General features: G+C 63.0%; 29 protein-coding genes. 16 read left to right on the top strand and 13 right to left on the bottom strand.

Annotated features, from left to right (window positions below; translation table 11 throughout):
* Nucleotides 1-58: 58 nt before the first annotated feature.
* Entirely contained in the window at nucleotides 59-814 is a 756-nt protein-coding gene (gene truA / locus AC1D1L_RS16615; protein WP_477342628.1) for a tRNA pseudouridine(38-40) synthase TruA, read from the top strand.
* On the opposite strand, the gene AC1D1L_RS16620 is transcribed toward truA, so the two are convergent.
* The gene (locus tag AC1D1L_RS16620; protein WP_477342629.1) at nucleotides 811-1,413 is read right to left on the bottom strand and encodes a transporter; all 603 of its coding nucleotides are present in this window, start codon (nucleotides 1,411-1,413) and stop codon (nucleotides 811-813) included. The two genes, truA and AC1D1L_RS16620, sit on opposite strands and share 4 nt — an antisense overlap.
* A gap of 2 nt (nucleotides 1,414-1,415) precedes the next feature.
* The gene (gene dapE / locus AC1D1L_RS16625) at nucleotides 1,416-2,609 is read right to left on the bottom strand and encodes a succinyl-diaminopimelate desuccinylase (RefSeq protein WP_477342630.1); all 1,194 of its coding nucleotides are present in this window, start codon (nucleotides 2,607-2,609) and stop codon (nucleotides 1,416-1,418) included.
* A 116-nt stretch (nucleotides 2,610-2,725) separates the two neighbouring features.
* On the opposite strand from dapE, the gene AC1D1L_RS16630 reads away from it, so the two are divergent.
* Complete coding sequence (locus AC1D1L_RS16630; RefSeq protein WP_477342631.1) at nucleotides 2,726-3,739, top strand: 2-dehydropantoate 2-reductase; 1,014 nt, start codon at nucleotides 2,726-2,728, stop codon at nucleotides 3,737-3,739.
* Nucleotides 3,740-3,813: 74 nt separating this feature from the next.
* Here AC1D1L_RS16630 and AC1D1L_RS16635 read toward each other — a convergent pair whose 3' ends face one another.
* The 4 genes from AC1D1L_RS16635 to dapD form a co-directional block, all read right to left on the bottom strand.
* Complete coding sequence (locus AC1D1L_RS16635) at nucleotides 3,814-4,584, bottom strand: hypothetical protein (RefSeq protein WP_477342632.1); 771 nt, start codon at nucleotides 4,582-4,584, stop codon at nucleotides 3,814-3,816.
* A 21-nt stretch (nucleotides 4,585-4,605) separates the two neighbouring features.
* Nucleotides 4,606-4,977: a DUF805 domain-containing protein gene (locus AC1D1L_RS16640; RefSeq protein ID WP_477342633.1), complete on the bottom strand. Its 372-nt coding sequence runs from the start codon at nucleotides 4,975-4,977 to the stop codon at nucleotides 4,606-4,608.
* A complete protein-coding gene (locus AC1D1L_RS16645) occupies nucleotides 4,970-5,323 on the bottom strand; it encodes a DUF805 domain-containing protein (RefSeq protein WP_112559022.1) in 354 nt (117 codons plus the stop codon). Before AC1D1L_RS16645 ends, AC1D1L_RS16640 begins: the two co-directional genes overlap by 8 nt.
* A gap of 72 nt (nucleotides 5,324-5,395) precedes the next feature.
* Nucleotides 5,396-6,250, bottom strand: a complete 855-nt coding sequence (gene dapD / locus AC1D1L_RS16650) for a 2,3,4,5-tetrahydropyridine-2,6-dicarboxylate N-succinyltransferase (RefSeq protein WP_477342634.1) — start codon at nucleotides 6,248-6,250, stop codon at nucleotides 5,396-5,398.
* A 226-nt stretch (nucleotides 6,251-6,476) separates the two neighbouring features.
* Between dapD and AC1D1L_RS16655 the strand changes: the two genes are divergently transcribed.
* Entirely contained in the window at nucleotides 6,477-7,322 is an 846-nt protein-coding gene (locus AC1D1L_RS16655) for an LOG family protein (protein ID WP_477342635.1), read from the top strand.
* Nucleotides 7,323-7,397: 75 nt separating this feature from the next.
* Here the strand turns inward: AC1D1L_RS16655 and AC1D1L_RS16660 are convergent, their stop codons facing one another.
* A complete protein-coding gene (locus AC1D1L_RS16660) occupies nucleotides 7,398-8,117 on the bottom strand; it encodes a pyrimidine 5'-nucleotidase (RefSeq protein ID WP_477342636.1) in 720 nt (239 codons plus the stop codon).
* 175 nt (nucleotides 8,118-8,292) lie between these two features.
* Between AC1D1L_RS16660 and AC1D1L_RS16665 the strand changes: the two genes are divergently transcribed.
* The 3 genes from AC1D1L_RS16665 to AC1D1L_RS16675 all read left to right on the top strand — a co-directional run bounded on the left by AC1D1L_RS16665 (nucleotide 8,293) and on the right by AC1D1L_RS16675 (nucleotide 10,839).
* Nucleotides 8,293-9,054: a GGDEF domain-containing protein gene (locus tag AC1D1L_RS16665; RefSeq protein ID WP_112559018.1), complete on the top strand. Its 762-nt coding sequence runs from the start codon at nucleotides 8,293-8,295 to the stop codon at nucleotides 9,052-9,054.
* Nucleotides 9,055-9,232: 178 nt separating this feature from the next.
* The gene (locus AC1D1L_RS16670; RefSeq protein ID WP_436257524.1) at nucleotides 9,233-9,403 is read left to right on the top strand and encodes a hypothetical protein; all 171 of its coding nucleotides are present in this window, start codon (nucleotides 9,233-9,235) and stop codon (nucleotides 9,401-9,403) included.
* Nucleotides 9,400-10,839, top strand: coding sequence for a GMC oxidoreductase (locus AC1D1L_RS16675; protein ID WP_477342637.1), 1,440 nt, complete (start codon nucleotides 9,400-9,402; stop codon nucleotides 10,837-10,839). Before AC1D1L_RS16670 ends, AC1D1L_RS16675 begins: the two co-directional genes overlap by 4 nt.
* A 158-nt stretch (nucleotides 10,840-10,997) precedes the next feature.
* Here AC1D1L_RS16675 and AC1D1L_RS16680 read toward each other — a convergent pair whose 3' ends face one another.
* Nucleotides 10,998-11,165, bottom strand: a complete 168-nt coding sequence (locus AC1D1L_RS16680) for a hypothetical protein (protein ID WP_181059834.1) — start codon at nucleotides 11,163-11,165, stop codon at nucleotides 10,998-11,000.
* A gap of 94 nt (nucleotides 11,166-11,259) precedes the next feature.
* Here AC1D1L_RS16680 and AC1D1L_RS16685 point away from each other — a divergent pair, with 94 nt between their 5' ends.
* Nucleotides 11,260-11,754, top strand: a complete 495-nt coding sequence (locus AC1D1L_RS16685) for a MarR family winged helix-turn-helix transcriptional regulator (RefSeq protein WP_477342638.1) — start codon at nucleotides 11,260-11,262, stop codon at nucleotides 11,752-11,754.
* Between the two features lie 43 nt (nucleotides 11,755-11,797).
* Here the strand turns inward: AC1D1L_RS16685 and AC1D1L_RS16690 are convergent, their stop codons facing one another.
* On the bottom strand, nucleotides 11,798-12,430 hold the full coding sequence (locus tag AC1D1L_RS16690; protein WP_477342639.1) for a TetR/AcrR family transcriptional regulator: 633 nt from the start codon (nucleotides 12,428-12,430) through the stop codon (nucleotides 11,798-11,800).
* Nucleotides 12,431-12,532: 102 nt separating this feature from the next.
* On the opposite strand from AC1D1L_RS16690, the gene AC1D1L_RS16695 reads away from it, so the two are divergent.
* The gene (locus AC1D1L_RS16695; RefSeq protein ID WP_352582868.1) at nucleotides 12,533-12,937 is read left to right on the top strand and encodes a VOC family protein; all 405 of its coding nucleotides are present in this window, start codon (nucleotides 12,533-12,535) and stop codon (nucleotides 12,935-12,937) included.
* A 108-nt stretch (nucleotides 12,938-13,045) separates the two neighbouring features.
* Here the strand turns inward: AC1D1L_RS16695 and phhA are convergent, their stop codons facing one another.
* Nucleotides 13,046-13,882, bottom strand: coding sequence for a phenylalanine 4-monooxygenase (gene phhA, locus AC1D1L_RS16700; protein WP_477342640.1), 837 nt, complete (start codon nucleotides 13,880-13,882; stop codon nucleotides 13,046-13,048).
* A 140-nt stretch (nucleotides 13,883-14,022) separates the two neighbouring features.
* On the opposite strand from phhA, the gene AC1D1L_RS16705 reads away from it, so the two are divergent.
* The 3 genes from AC1D1L_RS16705 to AC1D1L_RS16715 all read left to right on the top strand — a co-directional run bounded on the left by AC1D1L_RS16705 (nucleotide 14,023) and on the right by AC1D1L_RS16715 (nucleotide 16,705).
* The gene (locus AC1D1L_RS16705; RefSeq protein ID WP_477342641.1) at nucleotides 14,023-14,499 is read left to right on the top strand and encodes an Lrp/AsnC family transcriptional regulator; all 477 of its coding nucleotides are present in this window, start codon (nucleotides 14,023-14,025) and stop codon (nucleotides 14,497-14,499) included.
* Nucleotides 14,500-14,610: 111 nt separating this feature from the next.
* Nucleotides 14,611-16,158 carry a magnesium-protoporphyrin IX monomethyl ester anaerobic oxidative cyclase gene (gene bchE, locus AC1D1L_RS16710; RefSeq protein WP_477342642.1) on the top strand — a complete coding sequence of 516 codons (1,548 nt, stop codon included), beginning with the start codon at nucleotides 14,611-14,613 and terminating at the stop codon, nucleotides 16,156-16,158.
* 148 nt (nucleotides 16,159-16,306) lie between these two features.
* Entirely contained in the window at nucleotides 16,307-16,705 is a 399-nt protein-coding gene (locus tag AC1D1L_RS16715; RefSeq protein WP_477342643.1) for a RidA family protein, read from the top strand.
* Nucleotides 16,706-16,747: 42 nt separating this feature from the next.
* Here the strand turns inward: AC1D1L_RS16715 and argB are convergent, their stop codons facing one another.
* Nucleotides 16,748-17,641 carry an acetylglutamate kinase gene (argB, locus tag AC1D1L_RS16720; protein ID WP_112559011.1) on the bottom strand — a complete coding sequence of 298 codons (894 nt, stop codon included), beginning with the start codon at nucleotides 17,639-17,641 and terminating at the stop codon, nucleotides 16,748-16,750.
* A gap of 77 nt (nucleotides 17,642-17,718) precedes the next feature.
* Nucleotides 17,719-18,186 (bottom strand): amidase family protein, encoded by a 468-nt coding sequence (locus AC1D1L_RS16725; RefSeq protein WP_477342644.1) that lies wholly within the window; start codon nucleotides 18,184-18,186, stop codon nucleotides 17,719-17,721.
* A 304-nt stretch (nucleotides 18,187-18,490) separates the two neighbouring features.
* On the opposite strand from AC1D1L_RS16725, the gene AC1D1L_RS16730 reads away from it, so the two are divergent.
* From AC1D1L_RS16730 to AC1D1L_RS16750, 5 genes are all read left to right on the top strand, one after another.
* Nucleotides 18,491-19,030: a sigma-70 family RNA polymerase sigma factor gene (locus tag AC1D1L_RS16730; protein WP_112559010.1), complete on the top strand. Its 540-nt coding sequence runs from the start codon at nucleotides 18,491-18,493 to the stop codon at nucleotides 19,028-19,030.
* The gene (locus AC1D1L_RS16735) at nucleotides 19,027-19,755 is read left to right on the top strand and encodes an anti-sigma factor (protein ID WP_477342645.1); all 729 of its coding nucleotides are present in this window, start codon (nucleotides 19,027-19,029) and stop codon (nucleotides 19,753-19,755) included. The genes AC1D1L_RS16730 and AC1D1L_RS16735 overlap by 4 nt, the downstream gene beginning before the upstream one ends.
* A 224-nt stretch (nucleotides 19,756-19,979) precedes the next feature.
* Complete coding sequence (locus AC1D1L_RS16740) at nucleotides 19,980-20,537, top strand: fasciclin domain-containing protein (RefSeq protein WP_477342646.1); 558 nt, start codon at nucleotides 19,980-19,982, stop codon at nucleotides 20,535-20,537.
* Between the two features lie 216 nt (nucleotides 20,538-20,753).
* Nucleotides 20,754-21,254 carry a peptide-methionine (R)-S-oxide reductase MsrB gene (gene msrB / locus AC1D1L_RS16745; RefSeq protein ID WP_477342647.1) on the top strand — a complete coding sequence of 167 codons (501 nt, stop codon included), beginning with the start codon at nucleotides 20,754-20,756 and terminating at the stop codon, nucleotides 21,252-21,254.
* 155 nt (nucleotides 21,255-21,409) lie between these two features.
* Nucleotides 21,410-22,945, top strand: a complete 1,536-nt coding sequence (locus tag AC1D1L_RS16750; protein ID WP_477342648.1) for an FAD-dependent monooxygenase — start codon at nucleotides 21,410-21,412, stop codon at nucleotides 22,943-22,945.
* A gap of 99 nt (nucleotides 22,946-23,044) precedes the next feature.
* On the opposite strand, the gene AC1D1L_RS16755 is transcribed toward AC1D1L_RS16750, so the two are convergent.
* Entirely contained in the window at nucleotides 23,045-24,646 is a 1,602-nt protein-coding gene (locus AC1D1L_RS16755; RefSeq protein ID WP_477342649.1) for a DHA2 family efflux MFS transporter permease subunit, read from the bottom strand.
* Nucleotides 24,647-24,648: the final 2 nt, after the last annotated feature.

Here is a 24,648-nt window from a genome sequence, read left to right on the forward strand (position 1 = left end):
CAGATTTCAGGTCGATTCGACCTGAAATCTTCAGGCTCTAGGCGAGTGTCGGTGGCCGATGCCGCGTTTTCGTCTCGATATCGAATATGACGGCAGCCTCTTCGCCGGCTGGCAACACCAGGCGGATCAGCCTTCGGTGCAGCAGGCGATAGAACAGGCGATCGAGAAATTCAGCGGCGAGGCGGTGCGGATACGCGCCGCCGGCCGTACCGACGCCGGCGTGCATGCGACCGCGCAGGTGGCGCATGTCGACCTCGCCAAGGCGTGGCCCAACGATAAGGTGCGTGACGCCATCAACGCGCATCTGCAGGCGGCGGGCGCGCACGTCGCCATCCTGCAGGCGAGGGTTGTCCCCGACGATTTCGACGCCCGTTTCTCGGCCACCGGACGGCACTATCTCTACCGCATCCTCAACCGGCGCGCGCCGGCTGCGATGGAAAAGGGCAAGGTCTGGTGGGTGCCGAAGCGGCTCGATGCGGTCGCCATGCACGAAGCGGCGAAAGTCCTGCTCGGCCGGCGTGACTTTACCACCTTCCGCTCGACGCAATGCCAGGCCAACAGTCCGGTGCGGACGCTGGAGCGGCTCGATGTGAGCCGCCAGGGTGACCTGATCGAGGTCAGGGCCTCGGCGCGCTCATTCCTGCACAATCAGGTGCGCTCTATGGTCGGGTCGCTGAAACGCGTCGGCGACGGCGGCTGGACGGCTGCCGACCTCAAGGCCGCGCTCGACGCGCAGGACCGCGCCGCCTGCGGCCAGGTGGCGCCGCCCGACGGGCTTTTTCTCATCGGCGTCGACTATCCGGAAAAATCCTAGGCCGGGGCGGTCGGTACAGTGATGCCGAGCAGCGCCACCAAGCCGAACAAGACGGCCAGGGACACCACCAGCATGCCTGCGAACACGGCGCTGCCGACAGCCGCGCCCTTGCCGATCGCGGCGTTGGTCATCCGCCAGGTGAGCACCAGCGACAGCACCACCAAGCCCATCCACACCAATTCGGCGAATGGGTTGCCGGACGGCAGGAAGAGCCGGATCAACGCCGATGGCAGCAGCATCCAGGCGGTGATTGCCGACGCCCAGTTGCTGGCGACGACATAGTGGACGAAGCGATCGCCGATGCCGGCACGCGACGCGACCAGGGCAAGCGCAACCAGCGGCAGCAGCCACGAGCCGAGGTCGACGGTTGCCAGCCGGATCAACATGCCCAGCCGCCCGGCGAACGCATTGGGGTCGCCGATCTCGTTGGCCGTGCCGACCCAGCCGACGATCATCGCCGGTGCGGCGACGACGATGGCAAAGAAGGAATTCCAGAAGCCGTCCGCCGACAGGTCGAGCAGCCGCAAGCCGTCGGCCTTGCCGAGCATCAGCCGCCAGGCGCCGGTAAGCGATGAAGAGGTCTCGTCAACCGAAAGCATGATCAGCCTTGCTCGAACCAGTCTTCTATGAAGCGCTGGTAGATCTGGGTCAGCGTTTCGAGGTCGGCCAATGCGACGCGTTCATCGACCATATGCATGGTCTTGCCGACCAGCCCGAACTCGACCACCGGGCAATAATCCTTGATGAAACGGGCGTCCGAAGTGCCGCCGGAGGTGGAGAGCGCCGGCTCCTTGCCAACCGCCGCCTTGATCGAGCCACGCAGCGTGTCGATGAGTTTGTCGTCGCGCGTCAGGAAGACATGGCTCGGCCGGTCGCGCCAGACCAGTTCGTAGTCGACAGGGCTCTTCTTGCCGGTCCGGTATTTCTTGCGCTTGGCAGCCTGGTCGAGGCGGTTGTGGATCTCTGCCTGCACCGTCTCGGCCGTCCAGCTGTCGTTAAAGCGGATGTTGAAGGTGGCTGTCGCCTTGGCCGGGATGACATTGGTCGCCGGATTACCGACATCGATCGAGGTCACTTCCAGATTGGTCGGCTGGAAATCCCTAGTGCCCTTGTCGAAGACGGGGTGGAGCAAGGCCTCGACCAGGCTCATCAGGCCGCGCACCGGATTGTCGGCAAGCAAGGGATAGGCGACATGGCCCTGGCGGCCGTTGACGGTGACGCTGCCCGACATCGAGCCACGCCGTCCGATCTTGATCATGTCGCCGAGCGCGTCTGGATTGGTCGGCTCGCCGACGATCGACGCATCCCATTTCTCGCCCTTGGCCGCCGCCCAGTCGAGCAGTTTTGTCGTGCCGTTGATGGCCGGGCCTTCTTCATCACCGGTGATCAGCAGCGAGACCGAGCCTTTCGGGCCACCCTTGTTCTCGACATGGCGCGCCACCGCGGCGATGAAACAGGCGATGCCGCCCTTCATATCGACGGCGCCGCGGCCGTACATCTCGCCCTTGGCGATCTCGGCGGCGAAGGGCGGATGCGTCCACGATGCCTCATCGCCCACCGGCACCACGTCGGTATGGCCGGCAAACATCAGATGCGGCCCATTGCCGGAGCGGCGCGCATAAAGGTTCTCGATGTCGGGGGTGCCGTCTTCGGAAAACACCGGGCGTTCGACGGAAAAGCCGAGCGGCTTCAGCATGCCTTCCAGCGCTGCCAGCGCACCGCCCTCGGCGGGTGTTACGGAAGCGCAGCGTATGAGGGTCGCGAGGTTGGCGGCGGGATCGGTCGGCAGTTTCATCGGCAAAGCGATAATCGAAAGCGAAAGGCCTGTCACGGCCAGAGATGATGACCGGTCCTGCCGCCGACATTATGGTTTTCATGTCGTATAGTGCAGGGCCAACACGGGATTGTCGCATGGCCAATGCCGAAAAGACCATCGTCATTGCCGGCGCCGGCAGCATCGGCTGCTATGTCGGCGGCTGCCTGGCGCTGGCCGGACGCAAGGTGGTGTTTCTGGCGCGGCCGCGCATCGCGGAGGCCTTGCTGGGCGGTGGGCTACGTGTCACCGACCTCGACGGTCGCGACCGATCCATCAAGCCAGTGTCCGTCACTGCCGAACCCGCCGCCGCCCTGGCCAATGCCGACGTGGTGCTGGTAACGGTCAAGAACGGCGCCACTGAAGAGATGGCGGCGCTCATTGCCGCACACGCGAGCAGTGATGTCGTGGTGGTCAGCCTGCAGAATGGTGTCGGCAATGCCGACCGGTTGCGCGCCGGGCTGGGCTCTCGACCGGTGCTCGCCGGCATGGTGCCGTTCAATGTCGTGCAGTCGACCGAAGGCGACTTGCCGCTTCACGTGCATCGCGCCAGCGAGGGCAAGGTGATGATCGAAGAGGGTGCGGCCGGCGTTGCCGGCCTTCTCGATGTCGAAGGCCTTGCCGTCGAAACCCATGCCGACATCAAGGCAGTGCAGTGGGGCAAGCTGCTGATCAACCTCAACAATGCGCTCGTCGCGCTGTCCGGCCTGCCGCTGGCGAGCGAGCTCGCCGACCGCCGCTGGCGGCTGATCCTGGCCGGTCAGATCGACGAGGCGCTGGCGGCGATGAAGGCCTCAGGCATAGCGCCGGCGCGGATCGGCGGCCTGCGTCCCGGCCTGCTGCCGAAACTGCTCCGGCTGCCGGACTGGCTGTTCCGGCTGGTGGCGCGGCGCATGCTCGCCATCGACCCGCAGGCGCGCTCGTCGATGTGGGACGATCTCCAGCGTGGCCGGCCAACCGAAATCGGCGACCTGCAGGGAACGGTCCTGAGCCTCGCCGAAAAGGCCGGCACGCCGGCGCCTTTGCTGAAGCGGGTCACCGCGCTGGTGCGGCAGGCCGAGCGGGAAAAGCGCGGGTCACCCGCGCTGACTCCGGAAGCCGTCGCTGGATAGGGCGCTCGTGGCAAGCTGTCAGACTTTGGCCCGCACATGGGCCCGGAAAAAGCAGGCACGCCGGCACCGCTGCGTCACAGCTTTGGCGCGCGCCTCGGAGCCGGCGCCTTGCTCGCCGGGCCCGGCGCCGGCAGCGGCTGCACCGCCGGATGGTTCTCGATCAGCGTGATCTTCTGCCAGATCTTGCGCGACAGGTTGGATGCCAGGTTCTCGACGTCGTTGACGCCGTCGATGACCACATCGTCATTGACCGACTGCGCGAACAGCGCCGCGATCTTGCCGGTGATCGACAGCATTTCCGAGCAATAATCGAGGTAACGCGCCAGGTCGGCGGCATTGGTGATACGCGCCGGCGAATGCGCGGTCGGCCTGAAATTGGCAGACAACGCGGCCGGATCCTTGGTCAGCTGGTGCATGTCGATGACATGGATCAGCGACCTCAGCCCATGCAGCTGGCGAAACACCCGCTTGCGCTTGATGCGCTCCTCGGTGCGGATCAGCGCCAGCAGGCCGAGCACGGCAAGGATGATCATGTTGATCGTGGCTTCGATGCCTTGCACCGACTGCACCGCGTCGTCGGCCTGCGAGATATGGATGAGCGGCAGGATGGTGCCGACGAACAGGAAGATCAGCGCGCCGGCGGCGACGGCGGCGACGATGGCGCCGCGCAGCCACCAGATCGGCGCCTCGAGCGCCTGCGCCGCCTTGGCCAGGTCGTGCGACAGCGACACCAGTTCGGCGGCGACGCCGCGCAGGCCCGCCTCGGGAAAACGCTCGGCGACGCGCCCTTCCAGCCGCTCGGCGGTGTCGATGATCAGCTTCGGATCAAGCGTGCGGTAGCGCATGGCGAGATATCCGGTCGGCCCTCAGGCTTGTGCGGGAGAATTGGTGTGCCGGCCGTAGCGGTTGGGCCCGGGATCACTTCTGAAGCAGGCAAGAATGAGAAGAAGAATCGGGCCGATGATGAGAGAGATCAACGCGTAGTAAGTCGGCTTGCCGAAATCATGGAAACGTTTTGCCGTAACCGCGAAGCTCGACCAGGTCGAAATCAGCACAACGCTCCAGAACACAGTGGCCCACACCTGGCTATTTGCGGTGCCGGGCTCCAGTCTGGCAAACTGGTAAAGCGGGAAAAACTGGGCAAGCAGCAAAAGCAGGCCGGCCAGCGCATACGCACCGGGGCTGACGCGGCCTGAGGTTTTGAAGAAAAGCCAAATGAGGTCTGTTTTTTCAGGCAAGCGGATCCGGTCCGTATTGATTGGCGCCCCTGTTGCCTTCGAGGATGCCCAGCTCGACGATAAGCCAGATCGCCCCAATGAAAGGCACCAGCGCGATAAGTGTCCACCAGCCCGACTTGTTGCGGTCATGCCACCGCTTGGCGTAGACGGCGAAGACCAGATAGAGCGTGGCGATCACATAGATCAGGTAGACGAAACCATAGGGCATGTTGTTGAACGTGGTGCCGATGATGTTGTCGATGATGATGGCGATGATGGCGCCAACGAATATCACACCAACGCAAGCCCAGAATTTGGCGCGGTTGATACGGCCTTCATAGCTCGTCAGAAGATACTTCCAGTCCATGTCACCCCTCCATGCGGAATCAGCGCGACGGAATGTCGCGCCGGCGGAAGGTGCGTCCGTTTGTAAAAAAGATCAATCGCGCAGCAATTCGTTGATCGAGGTCTTGGAACGGGTCTTGGCGTCGACGCGCTTGACGATGACGGCGCAGTAGAGGCCAGGGCCCGGCTCGTTGTTCGGAAAAGCCTTGCCCGGCATCGAGCCGGCAACGACGACAGAATTCGGCGGCACTTCGCCGTAAAAGACCTCGCCGGTGGCGCGGTCGACGATCTTGGTCGACTGGCCGATGAACACACCCATGCCGAGCACCGAGCCTTCGCGCACGATGCAGCCCTCGACCACTTCCGAGCGCGCGCCGATGAAGCAATTGTCCTCGATGATGGTCGGGCCGGCCTGCATAGGCTCCAGCACACCGCCAATGCCGACGCCGCCCGACAGGTGCACGTTCTTGCCGATCTGGGCGCAGGAGCCGACCGAGGCCCAGGTGTCGACCATGGTGCCGCTGTCGACATAGGCGCCGACATTGACGAAGGAAGGCATCAGCACCGCGCCCGGCGCGATATAGGCCGAACGGCGCACGATCGACGACGGCACGGCGCGGAAGCCGGCCTTCTCGAAATCGACAGCGCTCCAGCCGTCGAACTTCGACGCCACCTTGTCCCACCATACGGCATGGCCCGGGCCACCCTTGATGATCTCCATGGGATAGAGCCGGAAGGAGAGCAGCACCGCCTTCTTCAGCCACTGGTTGACATGCCACTTGCCATCGGCCTGGCGCTCGGCGACGCGCACGGTGCCGCGGTCGAGCAGGTCGAGTGAAGACTGGATGGCGTCGCGCGTTTCGCCGCGGGTCGCGGTCGAAATCGTGTCGCGCTCCTCGAAGGCCTTCTCGATGGTCTTTTCGAGGCTTGCCAGATCAGGCTTCGACATGAATTCGCTCCGTTACCACGCTGTTAAGGCCATCGCCTTAACCTGTTTTGAAAATCGCGCGGACCCCTTGGCAGGCTTTGCCTGCCTGTGTCGTTGCATGTAGCAGGTTCTTGTCGCAAAACCGCCGAACACTTTTGCGGAACCTGCTTATGTTAAGGCGTATTGGGGGTCAATCGCGCGTGCGCCACGGGACAGCGCAAGTGAACTGTTGGGACGGGTAAAGCATATGACTCCTATGGAAAAGGCGGGATGGACGCCGCTGCCGCATTCGGACGAGGATCTGGAGCGCTCGAAAAGCGTGCCCGATACGCCGCAGACGCGCGCCGACACCTATCGTCTGGCCTGGAACGATCCCGACTTCATGACGCGTCGCGAATTGCGCGCGGTGCGGTTGCAGCTGGAACTCCTGAAGCCCGAAATGATCCTGGCCGAACGCGGCATTCGCTCGACGGTGATCCTGTTCGGCGGCGCGCGCATTCCCGAACCTGGCGGCGAGGCCTGGGCGGCCAAGAACGAGACGCAGAAGAAGAACCTCGAGGAAAACAGCAAATACTACGAGGAGGCGCGCAAATTCGCCCGCCTCTGCGCGAAGCAGTCAGCCACGTCCTATTATCGCGAATTCGTCGTCGTCACCGGTGGTGGGCCTGGCGTCATGGAGGCTGGCAATCGCGGCGCCGACGATGTAGGCGCGCCGTCGATCGGCCTCAACATCGTGCTGCCGCACGAGCAGGCGCCGAATGCCTATGTGACGCCGGAGCTGTGCTTCAACTTCCACTATTTCGCCATCCGCAAGATGCATTTCGTCATGCGCGCCAAGGCTGTTGCGGTGTTTCCGGGCGGCTTTGGCACCATGGACGAGTTCTTCGAGACTCTGACGCTGATCCAGACCGGCCGAATGGAGCGCGTGCCAGTGATCCTGTTCGGCAAGGCGTTCTGGAAAAGGGCGATCGATCTCGATTTCCTGGCCGAACAGGGCACCATCACGCCCGGCGACCAGGACATCATCGACTTCGTCGATACCGCGGACGAGGCGTGGGAGATTATCAGCCGCTTCTACAAGTTAGGGGAGTAAGGGAGTAGGGGAATTTGATCTGGATGCGGTGAGTGCAACCGCCGTATTCTCCTACTGCCCTACTGCCCTACTGCCCTACTGCCCTACTGCCTCGCTCCCCGCGACTATCCCCGTCAGGAAACCGGCGAGATCGTCGGTGACGAAATCGACGTCGTCCTCATTGGCCGGGTCGCGTTCCCAGATCTCGGCAAAGGTCGGCTCGAAATTGCGCGGCACCACCAGCACTGTGGTCATGCCCAGCGATTTCGGCACCTCCAGATTGCGGGCGAGATCCTCGAACATCACCGCATTGTGGCCGGTGACGGCGTGCAGCTCGGCAAACTTCTCATAGGTCTGGCGCGACGGCTTCGGCGTCAGCCCCGCGGCGACGATGTCGAATATATCGTCGAAATGGTCGAGGATGCCGAGCTGGCGCGCGGTGCGCTCGGCGTGCCTGCGGTCGCCATTGGTGAAGATGAACTTGCGCCCGGGAAGCTGGCGGATGGCGGTGCCGAGCACCGGATCGGGCACCAGCCACGAATAGTCGATGTCGTGCACCTTTTCGAGGAAGTCGTCGGGGTCGATACCGTGGCGCGTCATCAGCCCGTTCAGCGTCGTACCATATTCGAGATAGAGCTCCTTCTGCAGCTTGCGGGCCTCGTCACGCGGCAGCGTCAGCAATTCTCCGACATAGGCCGTCATCTTGACGTCGATCTGTGAAAACAGATTCGAATGGTGCGGATAGAGCGTGTTGTCGAGGTCGAACACCCAGTCGGTGACGTGAGCGAAGCGGGCGGGATCGGGCGACGTGGTCATGGCGTCCTTATGGCACGAAATATCTGCCGTTCGAACCCCTTTCTGATGTCAGGCTTATCCACAACCTATGTGCATCTAGAGTTGTAAAAATGGGCTCACCATTCAAATTTTAGCCATCGCCGAAAGGTGGCCTTCAGGGCTTGCTGGCACAGAGACGGTTCAGTGGGAGCCAGCGATGAGTCGCATACTTTTAAAGTCCGCCGCCGTCGCGTTCGGCTCGGTAGCCGTCTCGCTTTTGCTGACGCTTATTGTCGTTCCCGCCATGGGTTTTCCGGTCAGTCGCACCATCTGGCTGACGTCGACAGTGTGCCCGCTGGCGCTCGCCTGGATCGCCTGCGCCAGCACCTTCTGGCAGAGCGACAGGCTGAAAGGCGCGCACCGCGACCTCGCCCGCGCGCATGCCCAGCTCGCCGCCGCGCACCGGCGTCTGTCGGAGAAGGCGAGCCGCGACGACATGACCGGCATGCTCAACCGCGAGAGCTTCTTTGCCGCGCTCGACGGCTCGCGGCGTAAATCCGATCGCGGCGCGCTGCTGATCATCGACGCCGACCATTTCAAGGCGATCAACGACAGCTTCGGCCATCTGACCGGCGATGACGCGCTGCTGCTGATCGCCAGCGCCATCGAGCGTGGCGTGCGCAGCGGCGACGTGCTTGGCCGCATCGGCGGCGAGGAGTTCGGCGCCTTCCTGGTCGGCGCCACCGGCGCGGAGGCCAGGCGCGTCGCCGAGCGCATCCGCCGCGAAGTCGAGCTGATCCGCTTCCGCCCGGTCGACGAGCGCACGGTGCCGTTGACCGTCAGCATTGGCGGCATCACTTGCGGCGAGGATGCCAATGTTTCGGAACTGATGCGCGCTGCCGACCTCCGGCTCTACGAGGCCAAGCACCGTGGCCGCAATTTGTCGATCCTCGACCGGGACATTTCCGAGGCCGCCTGAGGCTCGCGCTCATACTCGCTAAGGATTTGCTAACGTCGTTTTTCACGCAACCACGCCGTTTACCCGGTTGTAAGCCGTTTACCGGCTAGGACTGGCACGGAAATGGCCTGTCTTGCCGGCAGGTGTGCCGTTCAGGGAACGCCATGCGTGGATCGAGGCCCCCATCGAGAGACGTGTCATGAGTTTCTTCATCAAGAAAGTATCGCGCCGCGCCATCCTGCAGGCGCTGCTTGCGATGCCGGCGTTACGGCTGTTTCGCAAGCTGCCTGACAGCGAGCGCCCCCATGCCGACCCTGACGAGATCGTCGAGGTCAATGGCTGGATCCTGAAGCGGAGCGACCTGGCATGATCTTCGACAGTTATGAGGCGTATCGCGCCTCGGATTTCAAACCCAGGGTCTGTATCCTCGGCTCAGGCCCTGCCGGCACCACCATCGCCAGGAAGCTTGGGGCCGCCGGCATTCCGGTCGTGGTGCTGGAAGCCGGCTCGCGCGAATTCAGCGACGAGTCGCAGGATTTCTACCGCGGCACCACGGTCGGCGATCCCTATTTCGACCTCGATATCACCCGGTTGCGCTTCATGGGCGGGTCGTCGAACCACTGGGCCGGCTGGTGCCGGGTGCTCGACAGCCAAGATTTCGAGCCCAAGGCGTGGGCGCCGGACACCGGCTGGCCGATCAGCCGCGCCGACATCGAGCCCTATCTGAGTGAGGTGCATGACATCCTCGAGCTTCCGGACTTCCGTCCCGATGTGCCGATTTCGGACGACATACGCTGGGTGCAACTGATCAAAAGCCCGGCCGTGCGCTTTGGCGAGAAATTCGCCGACGAGCTCGACAAGAGCAAGACCATCGCTGTCGTGCTCAACACCTATGCCACCGAACTAGCAGGCGACGGCAAGCGGGTGACTGGCGCCAGGCTGTGGTCGAACGGACAGGATGCCGGCACCTTCAGCGCCGACTATTTCATCGTCTGCACCGGCGGGCTGGAGAATTCGCGGCTGCTTCTATGGTCGAACCAACGCTCGAACGGTGGCGTGGTGCCGAACGCCACGGCGCTTGGCCGCTACTGGATGGAACACCCGACCTTCGAGGGCGGCAATGCCATCCTGGCCGACTACAGCGAGTTCGAGGTCGACGCCGTCAACGAGGCCTTCTTCTCGCCGACGCTGGCCGCCATGGAGCGGCTGCAGATCATGAATTTCGGCATCCGCCTGATCGAGACGCCCTATGCCGGCGTCAAGAGCCTGATTGCCGACTTGGCCTGCACCGCACCCGACGCCGCCGAATGGGTGGCCTACCAGCTCAGCCAGAATCTGCGCTGTGCGGCCCAGCTCTACGTAGCCTGGGAACAGGCGCCGCTGGCTTCGAACCGGATCGAACTGTCGAAGGCCGACGTCGACCATGCCGGCGTGCCGCGCATCGAGCTGCACTGGAAGAAGTCGCCGCTGGAGCGACGCACCATTCTGGAGGGGCTCAAACTCTTCGGCACGACGTTGATCGAGAAGGACCTCGGCCGCGTCCGCATCATGGACTGGCTTGCCAATGGCCAGGACTATCCGACGGATGAGGAACTGGCCGGCCACCACCATATGGGCGGCACCCGCATGGGTACCGATGTGACCAAAAGCGTCGTCGACGCCAACTGCAAGGTGCACGGCATGGACAATCTCTATGTCGGCGGCTCCTCGGTGTTCTGCACCTCGGGCGAATGCAACCCGACGACGACGATCACAGCGCTTGCCTGCCGGATGGGTGATCATCTCAGCAAGATCATCACTGTGTGACGCAGTCATCATGTCTAATGTTCCAAAAAGCAGGCGGCGCCGGCGCCTGTGACGGCTGCCGGCGCCGCCTTGGCGCGCCTTTGGGAAGATAGTACTGAGTTGCAGCGATTTACGCAATTCCGGACGGAAAACCGCTACACACTTTTCCTGCAATTGCCCTAGAGGCCGTAGACGGCGATGCGCACCAGCACAGCCGCGGCGGCCAGCGCCACCAGCAGTATGCCGAGGCCGATGGGCGAACCCCAGCCATACCATTTCATCGCCATCTCGGCATATTTGTACTCTTCCTCATGCGAGAGGGGTGCACGCTGTTGAATCAGGCTCATTTTTCACTCCTTGTCGGCGGCTGGCCCTTGCTATGTCCGGGCCACAGCCGCATATTGATGCAATAGTCTAAATGTTAGACAGATTGATAGTTAGATGATCGAAATAAAATCGTCAAGCCGGAATCGTGACGACATGACGACGGCCATCGGCTTGGCCATCATGCAGTGGCAGGACGCGACGCAGGCCTATGATGAAGCAGTGGGGGCAAGGCTTGGGCTGAACATGGCCGAACGCCATTGCATCGGGCTGCTTTACGGCGGCCCGCAATCGGCCGGCGCCATCGCGATCGCAACCGGCCTGACGCCGGCCGCCGTGACCGCGCTGATCGACCGGCTGGAGGCACGCGGCTACCTGACCCGGACACGCAGTCTGGAAGACAGGCGCAAGGTGGTGATCGAGGCGACCGAGGCGACGCGCGAGCTGTCGGACCGCTACTACGGCGCCATCGCACGCGAAGGCGAGAAGGTCGTCGCCACCTTCAGCGACGCGGAACTCGCCACCATATCGCGCTTCGTCCACGCCGCACTCGACCTGCAGCGCGACCAGCTGGCGCGACTGATCGCCGAGGGGCCGGACGCCGAGCGATAGGGATGCCTGTGTGTTTGCACTGCATATGTCGGCAGGGACGAGACTATTTCGGCTGGACCCCATAGGCGGCAAGGAACGCCTCCACCGAGGCATCCGCGTGTCGTTCAAGTTCGGCTTTGGAACGCCGGTTGCTTCCCGTGAACATGGCTTCGTTCATGGGGATCCAAAGAAGCATTCCAAAAAAATGGCTGGCTGCCAGATGGGGATCACTGGTTTGTATCAATCCTCGACTGGTGAGCTTTTGAAAGCAGGACGCCATTGAGCCAAGCATGCGCTCGAAGCCCTTTTCGTACCAACTGCGGCCAAGCTGCGGCATTCGGTCCGCGTTGGCGATAATTAGGCGCCGCAGCTTCAACAACTCTTCATCCATGAGAACCGCTATCAAACGTCGAGCAAGCTGCCGCAGGCCACCCTCCATGAATTTCGCCTCGGAAAGCAGCGTCGTCACGGACTCGATGATGTCGTTGGCTTGTGTAGCGGTCGACAGAACGACTTCGCCGAACAGCGTCTCCTTGTCGGTGAAATGCTTGTAGACGGTCTGCTTGGAAGCTCCCGCCCTGGTAGCGATTTCTTCCATGCTGGTCCCGTCATAGCCCTTAGCGATGAACGCCGCCGTGGCCGCCTGGATGATTTCACGATCCTTGCGTGCCGATCTCGTCTCACCGTCGATTTTCATCGCGCTCCCTTGATCGGTACTAGACGGTACCGTTCCCACGTGATAGCCATGAAACGGTACTGGACTGACTAGTACCTGTCAACGAAGGCAAGGCTTAGACCGATGACCAAGATGATCTTCCTCAATCTACCGGTGCGCGATCTGCAGGCAGCGACAAAGTTCTATCTCGCGATCGGGGGCACGCTCAATCCGCAGTTCTCGAACGACCAGGCCAGCTCGATCATGTTCTCAGACTCCATTGGGGTCATGCTGCTGACGCACGGACATTACAGCCAGTTCACGGCACGGCAGATCGGCGACGCCAAGCGTGACAGCCAGATGCTGATCGCGCTCACCACAGACAGCAAGGACGAGGTCAATGCGATAGTCGAGAAGGGCGTAGCGGCCGGCGGCCGCGCCGATCCCAACCCTGCGCAGGATCTCGGTTTCATGTTCAACCGCCACATCGAAGACCCCGACGGCAACGTCTGGGAGTTCCTGTGGATGAACCCGTCCGCCATGCAATAGGCCAACGGGATCGAGCGCCCGAAGCGCGTCGCGTTGAAACGGATTCACGCGACGCGCTTCAGGTCTTTGTTTCCGGGCGCAACGCCTTAAACACCGGTTCCGGATTTGCTAGACCGTCGCCGGGTCGAGCGCGGGCTGCCCCTTGCGGCGGGCAACGATCGCCTTGAAATCGGCGGTCCGGAACGCATCGCGCAACACGTCGAAGGACGGCAGCACGAAATAGGCGCGCTGGAACTTGTCGATCTCGTAACCGGTGCGCATCACCGTTTCGAGGTCGAAGGGCACGTGATGCGCATCCCTGCTGTCGACGGCGAACTGCAATTCGGTGAAGGACGACATCAGCCCGGCGCCGAAAGCTTTCAGCGGCTGGCCCTTCTCCTGCATCAGCCCGTATTCGGCGGTGTACCAATAAAGGCGGGTGATCATCTCGTCGCCACCCAGCGCAATCACGCTCTCGGCCTTCTCGCCGTACATCTGCATGAAATCGGCAAACACCGGCTGCGTCAGGATGGGCACATGGCCGAAGAAGTCGTGGAACATGTCGGGTTCGACGATGTAGTCGAGTTCTTCCTTCGTCCGCAGCCAGTTGGTCACCGGAAAGCGGCGATTGGCGAGATGGTCGAAGAAGGGCGCGGCCGGAATGAGGCCGGGAACGGCGACGATTTCCCAGCCGGTCAGCTTGCGCAGCTTCTCGCTGACCGCGCTGAAATCCGGGATCCTGTCCAGCAGCCCGAGCGTGGCGACGCCGTCGAGATAGGAGTGGTGCGCCAGTTTTTGGGTCAGTTTGGTCTGGCGGTCGCACAGCGTGCGCCACACCGCCTGTTCCTCGGCGCTGTAATCATAGCCTTGCGCCACGGTGAAGTCGGAACGGCACACCGAATAGTCGCCGCGCAGGCCTTGGGCCGCGCAATCACGGGCGTACTCGGCAACGCTCATCGTCGTCATGGTTGTTCTCCCCTGATCATGACATTTCGAATCTGTTCTCCAAATGTAGCGGCAGCCGGCGAGGCAATTCAGCTTTGATGATGGCTTGGAGGCAGGATCTGAGGTAAAAGTCACCACACGAAAGCTGAAGGAGAGTGAAAATGCCTCAGTTTGACGATTTCGAGATCAAGATGCTCGACATCCTGCAGCGCGACGGGCGAAAACCCGTATCCGAGTTGGCGCAGGAGATCGGCCTGTCGACGACACCATGCGCGCGCCGCTTCGAGGCGCTGCAGGAGGCCGGCATCATCAAGGGCTTCGCCGCCGTGGTCAGCCGCCGCGCCGTTGGCCTGATGGTCGAGGTGTTCATCGAGGTGCGGCTGGTCAGCCACAGCGACGGTTCGCCAGAAACCTTCATTGCCGCCGTGCAGCGCATGGACGAAGTGTCGTCCTGCTGGACGATGACTGGCGAGCACGATTTCCTGCTGCATGTCATGGTGCCATCGGTCGACGAGCTCAACGCCTTCGTCATGCACCGGCTGATGCGGCTTTCGGGCGTGCGCGACGTCCACACTCAGCTGGTTCTGCAGAACATCAAGGGCCCCGGCCACGTGCCGCTCGCCCATCTCAGGCGATGAACGCAGGCATCGCCATTTCTGCCGAAAAGCTGCACGCAAACTGCTGAATGGAGCCCAATTGCCGATCTGAAGCGCCGGCTACCCATGCGGACCACTGCTCCGGGGTCCGTCATGAACATCGTGCTGATCAATCCGCCGCACACCGCCATCGGCAGCCGCGTGCCCGACGACCATCTGCCGCCGCTTGGCCTTCTGGCAATTGGCGGGCCGCTGATCGACGCCGGCCATGATGTGCGGCTCGTCGATGCCGAGTTCGGGCCGATGCCATTGGACACCCTTGTGCGCGATGCTTTGAGCGGCCAGCCCGACTGCATCCTGATCGGCCATTCCGGGTCGACCTCGGCGCATCCGACCGCGCTCGCCATCGCCCGCATGGTCAAGGCACGCGAGCCGGCGGCGCTGGTGATCTATGGCGGCGTGTTCCCGACCTATCACTGGCGCGACATACTGGCGGCAACCGATGTCTTCGACTTCATCGTGCGCGGCGAGGGCGAGGCAACCATCGTTGCCCTCATTGAGGCGCTGGACAAGCGCCGGCCGTTGGCCGAAGTCGCCGGCATCGCCTATCGCGACGATCTCGGCCCTCCCTTCGCGACGCGTCCGGCCGGCACCATCGCCGCCCTCGACGATTACCGCGTCGGCTGGGAGCTGATCGACCATCGCCGCTACAGCTATTGGGGCGGCAAGCGCGCCGTGGTCATGCAGTTTTCCAGGGGCTGTCCGCATCTGTGCAATTATTGCGGCCAGCGCGGTTTCTGGACCCGCTGGCGACATCGCGATCCCAAGAAGTTTGCGCAGGAGATCGCCTGGCTGCACCGCGAGCACGGCGTCGAATTGATCAACCTCGCCGACGAAAACCCGACGGTGTCGAAGAAAGCCTGGCGCGCTTTTCTCGATGCGCTGATCGCCGAGAACGTGCCTGTGCTGATCGTTGGCTCGACCCGCGCCGACGACATCGTGCGCGATGCCGATATCCTGCATCTCTACCGCAAGGCCGGCGTCATCCGCTGGCTACTCGGCATGGAAAACACCGACGAGCAGACACTTGCATTGATCCGCAAGGGCGGCAGCACCTCATCCGACCGCGAGGCGATCCGGTTGCTGCGCCAGCATGGCATATTGTCGATGGCGACTTGGGTGGCCGGGTTCGAGGACGAGACCTTTCGCGATCTTTGGCGCGGCTTCCGCCAGCTGCTTGCCTATGACCCCGACCAGATCCAGGCGCTCTATGTCACGCCGCATCGCTGGACGCCGTTCTTCCGCATCGCCAGGGACCGCAAGGTGATCCAGATCGACACCCGGCTGTGGGACTACAAGCACCAGGTACTGCAGATGACGCGGCTGAAACCCTGGATGCTGTTCTTCTCGGTCAAGCTGATCGAGGTCGCGGTGCAGTCGCGGCCGAAGGCGCTGGCCCGCATTCTTTTCCATCCCGATCCCGAACAGCGCCATTCGATGCGCTGGTATACGCAAATGGGCCGCCGCGTCTGGTTCCGCGAGGTCTGGGGTTTTCTGGCCCGCGACCGCCGCCTCAAGGATGGCCCGACGCTGGCCGAATTCTGGGGTGCGCCGCAGGATGCCGAAGAAGAATCGATGGTCGTCATGCGCCCGCCGCGCAAGCCGGCCGAAGCGGGCGTCGCGATCTCGCCCGGCGCCTGAGGGGCTCTACTGCCATTTACAGATATACGCGGCGTATGCGTATTGACATACGCTACGTATGCACCCATCTCAGACATACGGGGCGTATGTAAACGACCCCGGAGCGCAGGCCTCGTCGCGAGCCTTGCCTTGTCCAGATGGAGTGAAAATGACCAAACGTGACGCTATCTTCCCTGCCGGCCGGCAGGCTCTGTACGAGATCAACCGCTATTCGGCGGCAATCCGCTCAGGCGACTTCCTGTTCGTCTCGGGTCAGGTCGGCAGCCGCGAGGACGGCTCGCCGGAACCGGTCTTCGAAAAGCAGGTCCAGCTTGCCTTCGACAATCTCGCAGCCGTCCTGAAGGCCGCCGGCTGCACGTTCGACGACATTGTCGATGTCACCACCTTCCACACCGATCCGGCCGCGCAGTGGGCCGCGATCGATGCCGTTCGGCTGAAGGCGTTCGGTGAGCCGCCCTACACCAACTGGACCGCGGTCGGCGTCAACTGGTTAGCCGGCTTCGACTTCGAGATAAAGGTCATCGCGCGCATGCCTCAACCCGCTTGACAGAACTGGCAGCCTGATCGACGGGCTGCGGCCAGCTGCAGCTCAGGGCACGATCAGCGTGCCGGCGCCGTGTTCGGTGAACAGTTCGAGCAGCACCGAATGCGGCGTCTTGCCGTTGAGGATGACGACGCCTTCGACGCCGCGCTCGATCGCCTCGATGCAGGTCTCGACCTTGGGGATCATGCCGCCCGACACGGTGCCGTCCTTGATCAGCGCCTTGGCCTCGGCCACCGTCAGCTCATCGATCAGCTTCTTGTTCTTGTCGAGCACGCCGGGCACGTCGGTCAGGAACAAGAGGCGCGTCGCCTGGCAGGCACCGGCAATGGCGCCGGCAAAAGTATCGGCATTGATGTTGTAGGTGTGGCCGTCGCGGCCGGGCGCCACCGGCGCCAGCACCGGAATCATTTCGGAGCGCGCCAAGAGGTCAAGCAGCGTGCGGTCGACCTCGACCGGTTCGCCGACGAAACCGAGATCGAGCACGCGCTCGATGTTGGAGTCCGGGTCGATCATGGTCTTGCGAGCCTTTTCGGCGAACACCATATTGCCGTCCTTGCCACACAGGCCGATCGCCCATTCGCCTTCGGCATTGATCAGCGCCACGATCTCCTTGTTGATCGAACCAGCCAGCACCATCTCGACGATCTCGACGGTCTTCTGGTCGGTAACGCGCAGGCCGCCTTCGAACTTCGATTCGATGCCCATCTTGGCCAGCATGGCGCCGATCTGCGGGCCGCCGCCATGGACGACGATCGGGTTGACGCCGGACTGCTTCAACAGCGCGATGTCGCGGGCAAAGGCCTTGCCGAGTTCGATATCGCCCATGGCATGGCCGCCATATTTCACCACCACGGTCTTGTGCTCGTAGCGCTGCATATAAGGCAGTGCCCGCGAAAGCAGGGCGGCCTGCATTTCGGCGGTGGCGGTGATCTCCGTCATCGGCGTGGTTCCCTGGATGTGGGTAAGGACGGCGGCGTCTTAGCGGGAATTGGCGCAGGCCGCAAACGGCTTTGCTGTCACAATGATGAAATCGCAGAGACGGCGCGATCTAACCCGGCACCCTTCAGCGGCGCCCGCCGCGTCAGCCAGCCGGTGCAGGCCGAGGGTACCCGGATCGAGCCGCCGCCATCCGAGGCATGCGCAGCCGGCACCACACCCGCGGCTGCAAGTGCTGCCGCACCCCCGGACGAGCCGCCGCTGGTGTGGTCCGTGTTCCACGGATTGCGGGTGATGCCGAAGGCGGCCGATTCGGTCATCAGCCTCAGCCCTTGTTCGGGCGAGGTGCTGGTTGCGACCGGAATGAGCCCGGCAGCGAGATAGCGCTCGGTCATCACCGAATTGAAGTCGGCGGTGAAAGCCGGAATGCGGCTGCCGGTATGCGTCGGCACGCCCTTGATGGCGATGCCGAGGTCCTTCAGCGCAAAGGGCACGCCAGCCAAAGGCAGCGTGCGGTCGACGGATTTCGCCCCGTGTCCGCGCCGCATCGTAGAGCGGCTCGGTAATGGCGTTGATGTCGGGGCGGGTGGCCTCGGCGCGCGCGATGGCCGCATCGACAAGGTCTTGCGGCGAGATTTCGCCGCTATGTACCAGCTCTGCCAGGCCGGTTGCATCGTTTTCCCACAGCGTCCGTTCGGCCGACATCGCTTTCCCTTTTTGATGAGAGGCTAACGACAGCGGATTTCCTTGGCAATCGACCGACAATTACTCGCCATTTAGCTGGGACGACGTTTGCGTGGAGAACACCAATTCCGCCTTTGCAAGTAAATCGCAATCGCCTAGCTTGTCGGCATGACGCCGCAGGACATCTCCACCCTGATTGTCCGGACTTCGATGAAGGATCGGGCTGCGTTTGACCTGCTCTACCGGCAGACCAGCGCGAAACTTTTCGGCGTGTGCCTTCGTGTATTGAAGGACCGGGGAGATGCGGAAGAAGCGCTGCAGGAAGTCTTCGTCAAAGTCTGGACCAAGGCCGATCGTTTCGCCGTTTCTGATCTCAGCCCAATCTCCTGGCTGGTAGCCATAGCGCGCAATCATGCGATTGATCGCATCAGATCGCGGCGCAAGCCTGCTGCCGATATCGATGCCGCGCTCGACGTGGCTGACCCGGGTCCGGGGCCCGAGGCCATGGTTGTTGCGGGCGGCGAATCCGAGCGCATCTACCAGTGCCTCGAAGAGCTGGAACAAGACCGGGCGCAAGCCGTCCGGGGTGCTTATTTGAACGGCGAAAGTTACGCCGACCTGGCGGAACGTCACAAGGTTCCTCTGAACACGATGCGAACATGGCTGCGCCGCAGCCTGTTGAAACTTAGAGAATGTCTGGAAAGATGACCCTGGCAGAAGAAAATGGACCGGAACGTGGAGGCGACGACCTGCTCGCAGCCGAATACGTTCTCGGTGTGCTGCCGGCGGATGAACGCCAGATAGCCTCCGGACGTATCGACGCGGAGACCGGCTTCGCTCGTCTCGTCGATTCCTGGGAGGTTCACTTTTCGCCGATGGCCGCCGCCTATGCGGAAGTAGAGCCGCCGGCCACCGTCAAGCCGGCCATCGATCGCCGGCTGTTTTCCTCCACCGCAGCGTCCACCACAGCCGCGCCGAGCGGCAGTCTGTGGGCGAGCCTCGCCTTCTGGCGCGGCCTCACCGCAGCGGCTCTCGCAGCCCTGGTGCTCTACGCTGCCGTGCCGCTCTTCAGGGCTCCGCCGGTCGTCGTGCCGCAGGAGCGCCTTGTCGCCTCGCTGGCCGCCGATGGCAGCGATGTCAAATACCTCGTCGTCTACGACGCCGGACGCAAGGATGTCGGCCTGTCGCTGGTGTCGGGCGAACGCGCCGCCGGCAAGGACTTCGAACTGTGGATGATCGAAGGCAAGAATGCGCCGGTCTCGATGGGCATCATTCCTGCCGGCCAGACCACGCACATCCCGGTTACACCGGCCGTGCAGCAGAAGCTGGCGCAAGGCGCCGTGCTCGCCGTCAGCGTCGAACCGACGGGTGGTTCGCCGACCGGACAACCGACCGGACCGGTCGTTGCCGCGGGCGATCTGAAGGGCATCTGATAGACCTCAAGGTCATGACGTGGTCATGAAGAACAGCGGAAGTATATCTTCCGCTGTTCTCGTTTTGGTCGTCGGCATCGAAAATTAATGATTCGGTCACCCGAAATGTAATTCGCCGACAAAATAAAGAATAATTTTTCCGGCGCGTGGAAACTCAAGCGGTTCTTCTCCGTATCTTCTCATGTTCCCGAAAGAGGAACAATAACCCGAGGAGTCCGAACACTATGCGTAGAATCGCCACCCTTTTGCTCGCCGGTACCATTGCCGTCTCCGCCCTCGCCACCGCTGCCTATGCCGAGAACCCGATGGTTGGCGGCGCCGCCATGTTCGCCAACAAGAACATCGTCGAGAACGCCGTCAATTCGAAGGACCACACGACGCTGGTTGCGGCCGTCAAGGCTGCCGGCCTGGTCGAGACGTTGCAGGGCGCCGGCCCGTTCACCGTCTTCGCGCCGACCAATGACGCCTTTGCCGCCCTGCCGGCCGGCACGGTCGAGACGCTGCTCAAGCCCGAAAACAAGGACAAGCTCACCAAGATCCTGACCTGCCATGTTATCGGCGCCAAGGCGATGGGCGCGGATGTCGCCGCCATGGCCAAGGCCGACGGCGGCACCCACAAGGTCAAGACGGTCGGCGGCTGCGAGCTGTCGCTCAAGGCCGATGACGGCAAGGTCACCGTCACCGACGAGAACGGCAATGTCGCCAATGTGACGATCGCCGATGTCGAGCAGTCCAACGGCGTCATCCACGTCATCGACAAGGTCCTGCTGCCGAAGATGTAACAAAGCGCCTGCCGCCGACGAACAGTTGGTCAAGGCTCCCTGCAGATTGCGCGGCTCGTGTCCCCGTGGGCCGCGCAAACGACCGAGCGCTCCATCCCGTCCGCAGCAAGCGCGGAGCCGGTGTGGAGCGTTCGTTTGCAGAGGTCACCGTCACCGGCTTTTGATTTTCCGGTGGCGGCCAAATTTGGCAAAACAACTTGCAGGAGGATTTCTGTCATGAACCGTCGAGATTTGCTTTTGAGCGGCGCCGCCATCGCTGCCGTGGCCAGCGCGGCGGCAACATTGCGCATGGGCGGAACCCAGACCGCCAGGGCAGCCGAAACTTTCGAGGTCACCAAGACCGACGCCGAGTGGCACGCCATCCTGTCAGACGACGCCTTCAACGTGCTGCGCAAGGAAGGCACCGAATATCCCGGCACCAGCCCGCTGCTCAACGAGCACCGCAAGGGCATTTTCGCCTGCGCCGGCTGCGACCTGCCGGTCTATCCCTCGGAGACCAAGTTCGATTCCGGCACCGGCTGGCCGAGCTTCTGGCAGGAAATCCCCAATGGCATCGGCAAGACCGAGGACCGTTCGCTCGGCATGACCCGCACCGAGGTCCACTGCCGCCGCTGCGGCGGCCATCTCGGCCATGTCTTCGATGACGGTCCGCCGCCGACCGGCCTGCGCCACTGCATCAACGGCGTTGCGCTCAGCTTCAAGCCGGCCACGGCCTGACCGTCCAGCGTCTCTTGGTGATGTCGGGAATTTGGGAGGTGGCGTAGCGACCGCCTCCTACCTGTGAAAATGGGGCCAAAACTCTTAAAATCAAGAATTGGCAGACGGCTTTTTATGCGTAGATTCCGCAGCCCTTAATGAGAGGGCCAGAACCTATGCAACGAACTGAAGAACGGGCTCGCCAAGGCGAGCGCAAATCGACCGGTCATGCTAATGCCGACCGGTCGCAAATCTCCCATCCTGTGGTGATAGCCGGAGGCGGGCCGACCGGACTGATGCTGGCCGGCGAGCTTTCCTTGGCCGGCATCGATGTCGCCATCGTGGAGCGGCGCGTTGGACAGGAGCTCGACGGGCTGCGCTCCGGCGGCCTGCACGCACGAACCATCGAGATCTTCGACCAGCGCGGCATTGCCGATCGGTTTCTGGCGCAAGGGCGGACTGCCCAGGTCGCGGGCTTTGCCGGCGTTTCCCTCGACATCAGCGACTTTCCCACCCGCCACGATTACGGGCTCGCTTTGTGGCAGAAGCATATCGAGCGCATCCTAACCGAATGGGTGGAGGAGCTTGGCGTCACGATCTACCGTCGCTGCGAGGTGACGGCTTTCGTGCAGGATGACAGTGGCGTCGACGTCGCCCTCGGCGACGGCCGCTCGCTTCGTGCCGATTACCTCGTCGGCTGCGACGGCGGCAGAAGCCTCGTGCGCAAGGCATCGGGCATCGAGTTCCCGGGTTCGGATCCGACGACCAGCAACCTGATTGGCGAGGTCGAGGTAACAGAGGAGCCGAACTGGGGCATCCACCGTGATGCAACGGGCATTCATGGTCTCAGCAGGCTGGACGACGGGACCGTGCGGGTAATGGTGACCGAACGCGAGGTCGGGGCTGTCGCGCCGCCCACGCTGCGCGATCTGAGCGACGCGCTCATTGCTGTCTTCGGAACCGACTATGGCGTTCACAATCCGGCGTCGCTTTCCCGTTTCACCGATATGGCCCGGCAGGCCGCGTCATACCGCCAGGGACGGGTGCTGCTGGCCGGAGATGCAGCGCACGTGCATCCGCCGGACGGCGGACAGGGCATGCAGCTTGGTGTGCAGGACGCGGTCAACCTGGGATGGAAGCTCGCCCAGGTGGTCAGGAAAACGGCGCCGGAAAGCCTGCTCGACACCTATCAGGCCGAGCGCCACCCGGTTGCCGCGCGTGTGTTGAAAAACACCATGGCGGCGGTCGTGCTCCGCCGTGAAGACGAACGCATAAAGGCGCTGCGAGACATGGTATCCGATCTTCTCGCCATGGAAGAGCCGCGCAGGCGTTTTGCGGGCATGATGTCCGGTCTGGACATCCATTACGATCTTGGCGAGGGGCACCCGCTGTTGGGACGTCGTATACCGGATCTTGACCTCGTCACCGCCGACGGGCCGCTGCGGGTCTTTGCGCTGCTGCACGACGCCCGGCCGCTGCTGCTCAACCTTGGAAAACCGGGCGCCTTAGACATCGGCCCGTGGAGCGATCGGGTTCGGTCGGTCGACGCTCGATATGATGGCGCATGGGAGCTTCCGGTGCTGGGTGCGGTCGAAGCTCCCGGCGCTGTGCTGGTCCGGCCCGACGGTTATGTGGCCTGGGTCGGCGACGAGGCATCGCTGGGCCTGACCGACGCGCTGACCAGATGGTTCGGGCCGCCTGCCGCGGCATAAAGGTCGTGAAATCTCGGTAGTACTTAAGCGTGACCCCGGAAATCGGGGGTTGATTTCCGGGGTCACACATGAGGGCGCCAGGCGGGGGAACCGACGCGCTCAATGGCCTCCGCCGCCACCGCCCGCAGGCGGCGCCGGCTTGGAGATGACCATGGTGAAAACAGCCATGATCGCGAACAGGGCGGTCAGCATGGTGAACACGTCCATGAACGACAGCAGCGACGCCTGCTGGTGGGCCATGCCAGACAGTTTGGAGATCGCCGCCTTGGTGGCGTCGAGGCCGGGCGTCTGCTGGAAATCGAGCGTCATGTTCTGCAGCTTCTGCTGGGCCGCAGCACTGCCCCATTCCACATGCTCGGCCAGCCTTGCGTAGTGGAAGGCGCTGCGATCGATCAGCACGGTGTTGATCACGGCAAGGCCGACGGCGCCGCCGAGGTTGCGGGTCAGGTTGAACAGGCCCGACGCGTTCTTAAGCCGGTCGGGCGGCAAGGTGCCGAGCGCAATGTTGTTGATCGGCACCATGCACAGCATCATCGAACTGCCGCGCAGGATCTGCGGGATCAGCAGTTCCCAGAAATCCCAGTCGGCGGTCAGATGCGTCATCCACCATGTACCGGCGGCGAAGCCGAACAGGCCGATCATCATCATCAGCCGCAGATCGATCTTGCTCGACAGGATGCCGGAGATGGGTGCGGTGACGAACATCGCCAAGCCACTGACGAACAGCGCTTCGCCGATCATCATCGAATCGTAACCGCGGATGCGCCCGAGAAAGACCGGATAGAGATAGGTCAGGCCGTAAAGGCCGATGCCGATGACGAAGGAAAACAGCGAACCGAACGCAAAGTTGACGTTGGTGAAGGCCCTGAGATCGACGATAGGCTCCTCGGCGGTAAACGCGCGCCAGAAGAACAGCCCCGCGCCGACAACCATGATGATGGCGCAGATGAACACGGCCTGTTCCTGCAGCCAGTCATGGTTCGGGCCTTCCTCGAGCACATATTCCATACAGCCGAGGAAAGCCGCCATGCCGGCAAGGCCCCACCAGTCGAACTTGCTGAACAGTCCGAGATTGGGCTTGTCGAAGTCGATCAGCGACCAGGTCGCGGCTGTCACCAGAATACCCGGCACGACGTTGATCAGGAACAGCCAGTGCCACGACAGGGCATGGCTGATATAGCCGCCGACGGTCGGGCCGATGGTCGGCGCCAGGGTCGCCACCAGACCGATCATTGGTGACACCATGGCGCGGCGCGACGGCGGGAAGATGGTGAAGGCGGCAGCGAAGACGCTCGGGATCATGCCGCCGCCGATAAAGCCCTGGATAGCGCGGTAGACAATCATCTGATCGATGTTGGTGGCGGTCGCGGCCAGCGCGCTGGCCGCCGTGAAGCCGGCCGCCGCACCTGCAAACAGCACGCGCGTCGACAGCATCCGGCTGAGGAAGCCCGACAGCGGGATCATCACCACTTCGGCGATCAGATAGGCGGTCTGCACCCACGGGATTTCATCGGAACTGGCGCTGAGGCCGGCCTGGATCTCGGCCAGCGAGGCGGAGACGATCTGGATGTCGAGGATCGCCATGAACATGCCGAACACCATCGCCAGGAAGGCGATGAGGCGGCGCGTCGAGATGGTGGTCGGAACCGCCGGCATGGCAGGCGCCGGCGCCGCCCCTGCTGTTGTGGTTGCGGTTGCCATGG

The sequence above is a fragment of the Mesorhizobium sp. P2_D6 genome, assembly GCF_056404315.1.

Bases quoted from the DNA above. Each gene is read 5' to 3' on its own strand.
- truA (WP_477342628.1), top strand. From the start codon at position 59: ATGCCGCGTTTTCGTCTCGATATCGAATATGACGGCAGCCTCTTCGCC.
- AC1D1L_RS16620 (WP_477342629.1), bottom strand. From the start codon at position 1,413: ATGCTTTCGGTTGACGAGACCTCTTCATCGCTTACCGGCGCCTGGCGG.
- dapE (WP_477342630.1), bottom strand. From the start codon at position 2,609: ATGAAACTGCCGACCGATCCCGCCGCCAACCTCGCGACCCTCATACGC.
- AC1D1L_RS16630 (WP_477342631.1), top strand. From the start codon at position 2,726: ATGGCCAATGCCGAAAAGACCATCGTCATTGCCGGCGCCGGCAGCATC.
- AC1D1L_RS16635 (WP_477342632.1), bottom strand. From the start codon at position 4,584: ATGCGCTACCGCACGCTTGATCCGAAGCTGATCATCGACACCGCCGAG.
- AC1D1L_RS16645 (WP_112559022.1), bottom strand. From the start codon at position 5,323: ATGGACTGGAAGTATCTTCTGACGAGCTATGAAGGCCGTATCAACCGC.
- dapD (WP_477342634.1), bottom strand. From the start codon at position 6,250: ATGTCGAAGCCTGATCTGGCAAGCCTCGAAAAGACCATCGAGAAGGCC.
- AC1D1L_RS16655 (WP_477342635.1), top strand. From the start codon at position 6,477: ATGACTCCTATGGAAAAGGCGGGATGGACGCCGCTGCCGCATTCGGAC.
- AC1D1L_RS16660 (WP_477342636.1), bottom strand. From the start codon at position 8,117: ATGACCACGTCGCCCGATCCCGCCCGCTTCGCTCACGTCACCGACTGG.
- AC1D1L_RS16665 (WP_112559018.1), top strand. From the start codon at position 8,293: ATGAGTCGCATACTTTTAAAGTCCGCCGCCGTCGCGTTCGGCTCGGTA.
- AC1D1L_RS16670 (WP_436257524.1), top strand. From the start codon at position 9,233: ATGAGTTTCTTCATCAAGAAAGTATCGCGCCGCGCCATCCTGCAGGCG.
- AC1D1L_RS16675 (WP_477342637.1), top strand. From the start codon at position 9,400: ATGATCTTCGACAGTTATGAGGCGTATCGCGCCTCGGATTTCAAACCC.
- AC1D1L_RS16680 (WP_181059834.1), bottom strand. From the start codon at position 11,165: ATGAGCCTGATTCAACAGCGTGCACCCCTCTCGCATGAGGAAGAGTAC.
- AC1D1L_RS16685 (WP_477342638.1), top strand. From the start codon at position 11,260: ATGATCGAAATAAAATCGTCAAGCCGGAATCGTGACGACATGACGACG.
- AC1D1L_RS16690 (WP_477342639.1), bottom strand. From the start codon at position 12,430: ATGAAAATCGACGGTGAGACGAGATCGGCACGCAAGGATCGTGAAATC.
- AC1D1L_RS16695 (WP_352582868.1), top strand. From the start codon at position 12,533: ATGACCAAGATGATCTTCCTCAATCTACCGGTGCGCGATCTGCAGGCA.
- phhA (WP_477342640.1), bottom strand. From the start codon at position 13,882: ATGACGACGATGAGCGTTGCCGAGTACGCCCGTGATTGCGCGGCCCAA.
- AC1D1L_RS16705 (WP_477342641.1), top strand. From the start codon at position 14,023: ATGCCTCAGTTTGACGATTTCGAGATCAAGATGCTCGACATCCTGCAG.
- bchE (WP_477342642.1), top strand. From the start codon at position 14,611: ATGAACATCGTGCTGATCAATCCGCCGCACACCGCCATCGGCAGCCGC.
- AC1D1L_RS16715 (WP_477342643.1), top strand. From the start codon at position 16,307: ATGACCAAACGTGACGCTATCTTCCCTGCCGGCCGGCAGGCTCTGTAC.
- argB (WP_112559011.1), bottom strand. From the start codon at position 17,641: ATGACGGAGATCACCGCCACCGCCGAAATGCAGGCCGCCCTGCTTTCG.
- AC1D1L_RS16725 (WP_477342644.1), bottom strand. From the start codon at position 18,186: ATGCGGCGCGGACACGGGGCGAAATCCGTCGACCGCACGCTGCCTTTG.
- AC1D1L_RS16730 (WP_112559010.1), top strand. From the start codon at position 18,491: ATGACGCCGCAGGACATCTCCACCCTGATTGTCCGGACTTCGATGAAG.
- AC1D1L_RS16735 (WP_477342645.1), top strand. From the start codon at position 19,027: ATGACCCTGGCAGAAGAAAATGGACCGGAACGTGGAGGCGACGACCTG.
- AC1D1L_RS16740 (WP_477342646.1), top strand. From the start codon at position 19,980: ATGCGTAGAATCGCCACCCTTTTGCTCGCCGGTACCATTGCCGTCTCC.
- msrB (WP_477342647.1), top strand. From the start codon at position 20,754: ATGAACCGTCGAGATTTGCTTTTGAGCGGCGCCGCCATCGCTGCCGTG.
- AC1D1L_RS16750 (WP_477342648.1), top strand. From the start codon at position 21,410: ATGCAACGAACTGAAGAACGGGCTCGCCAAGGCGAGCGCAAATCGACC.
- AC1D1L_RS16755 (WP_477342649.1), bottom strand. From the start codon at position 24,646: ATGGCAACCGCAACCACAACAGCAGGGGCGGCGCCGGCGCCTGCCATG.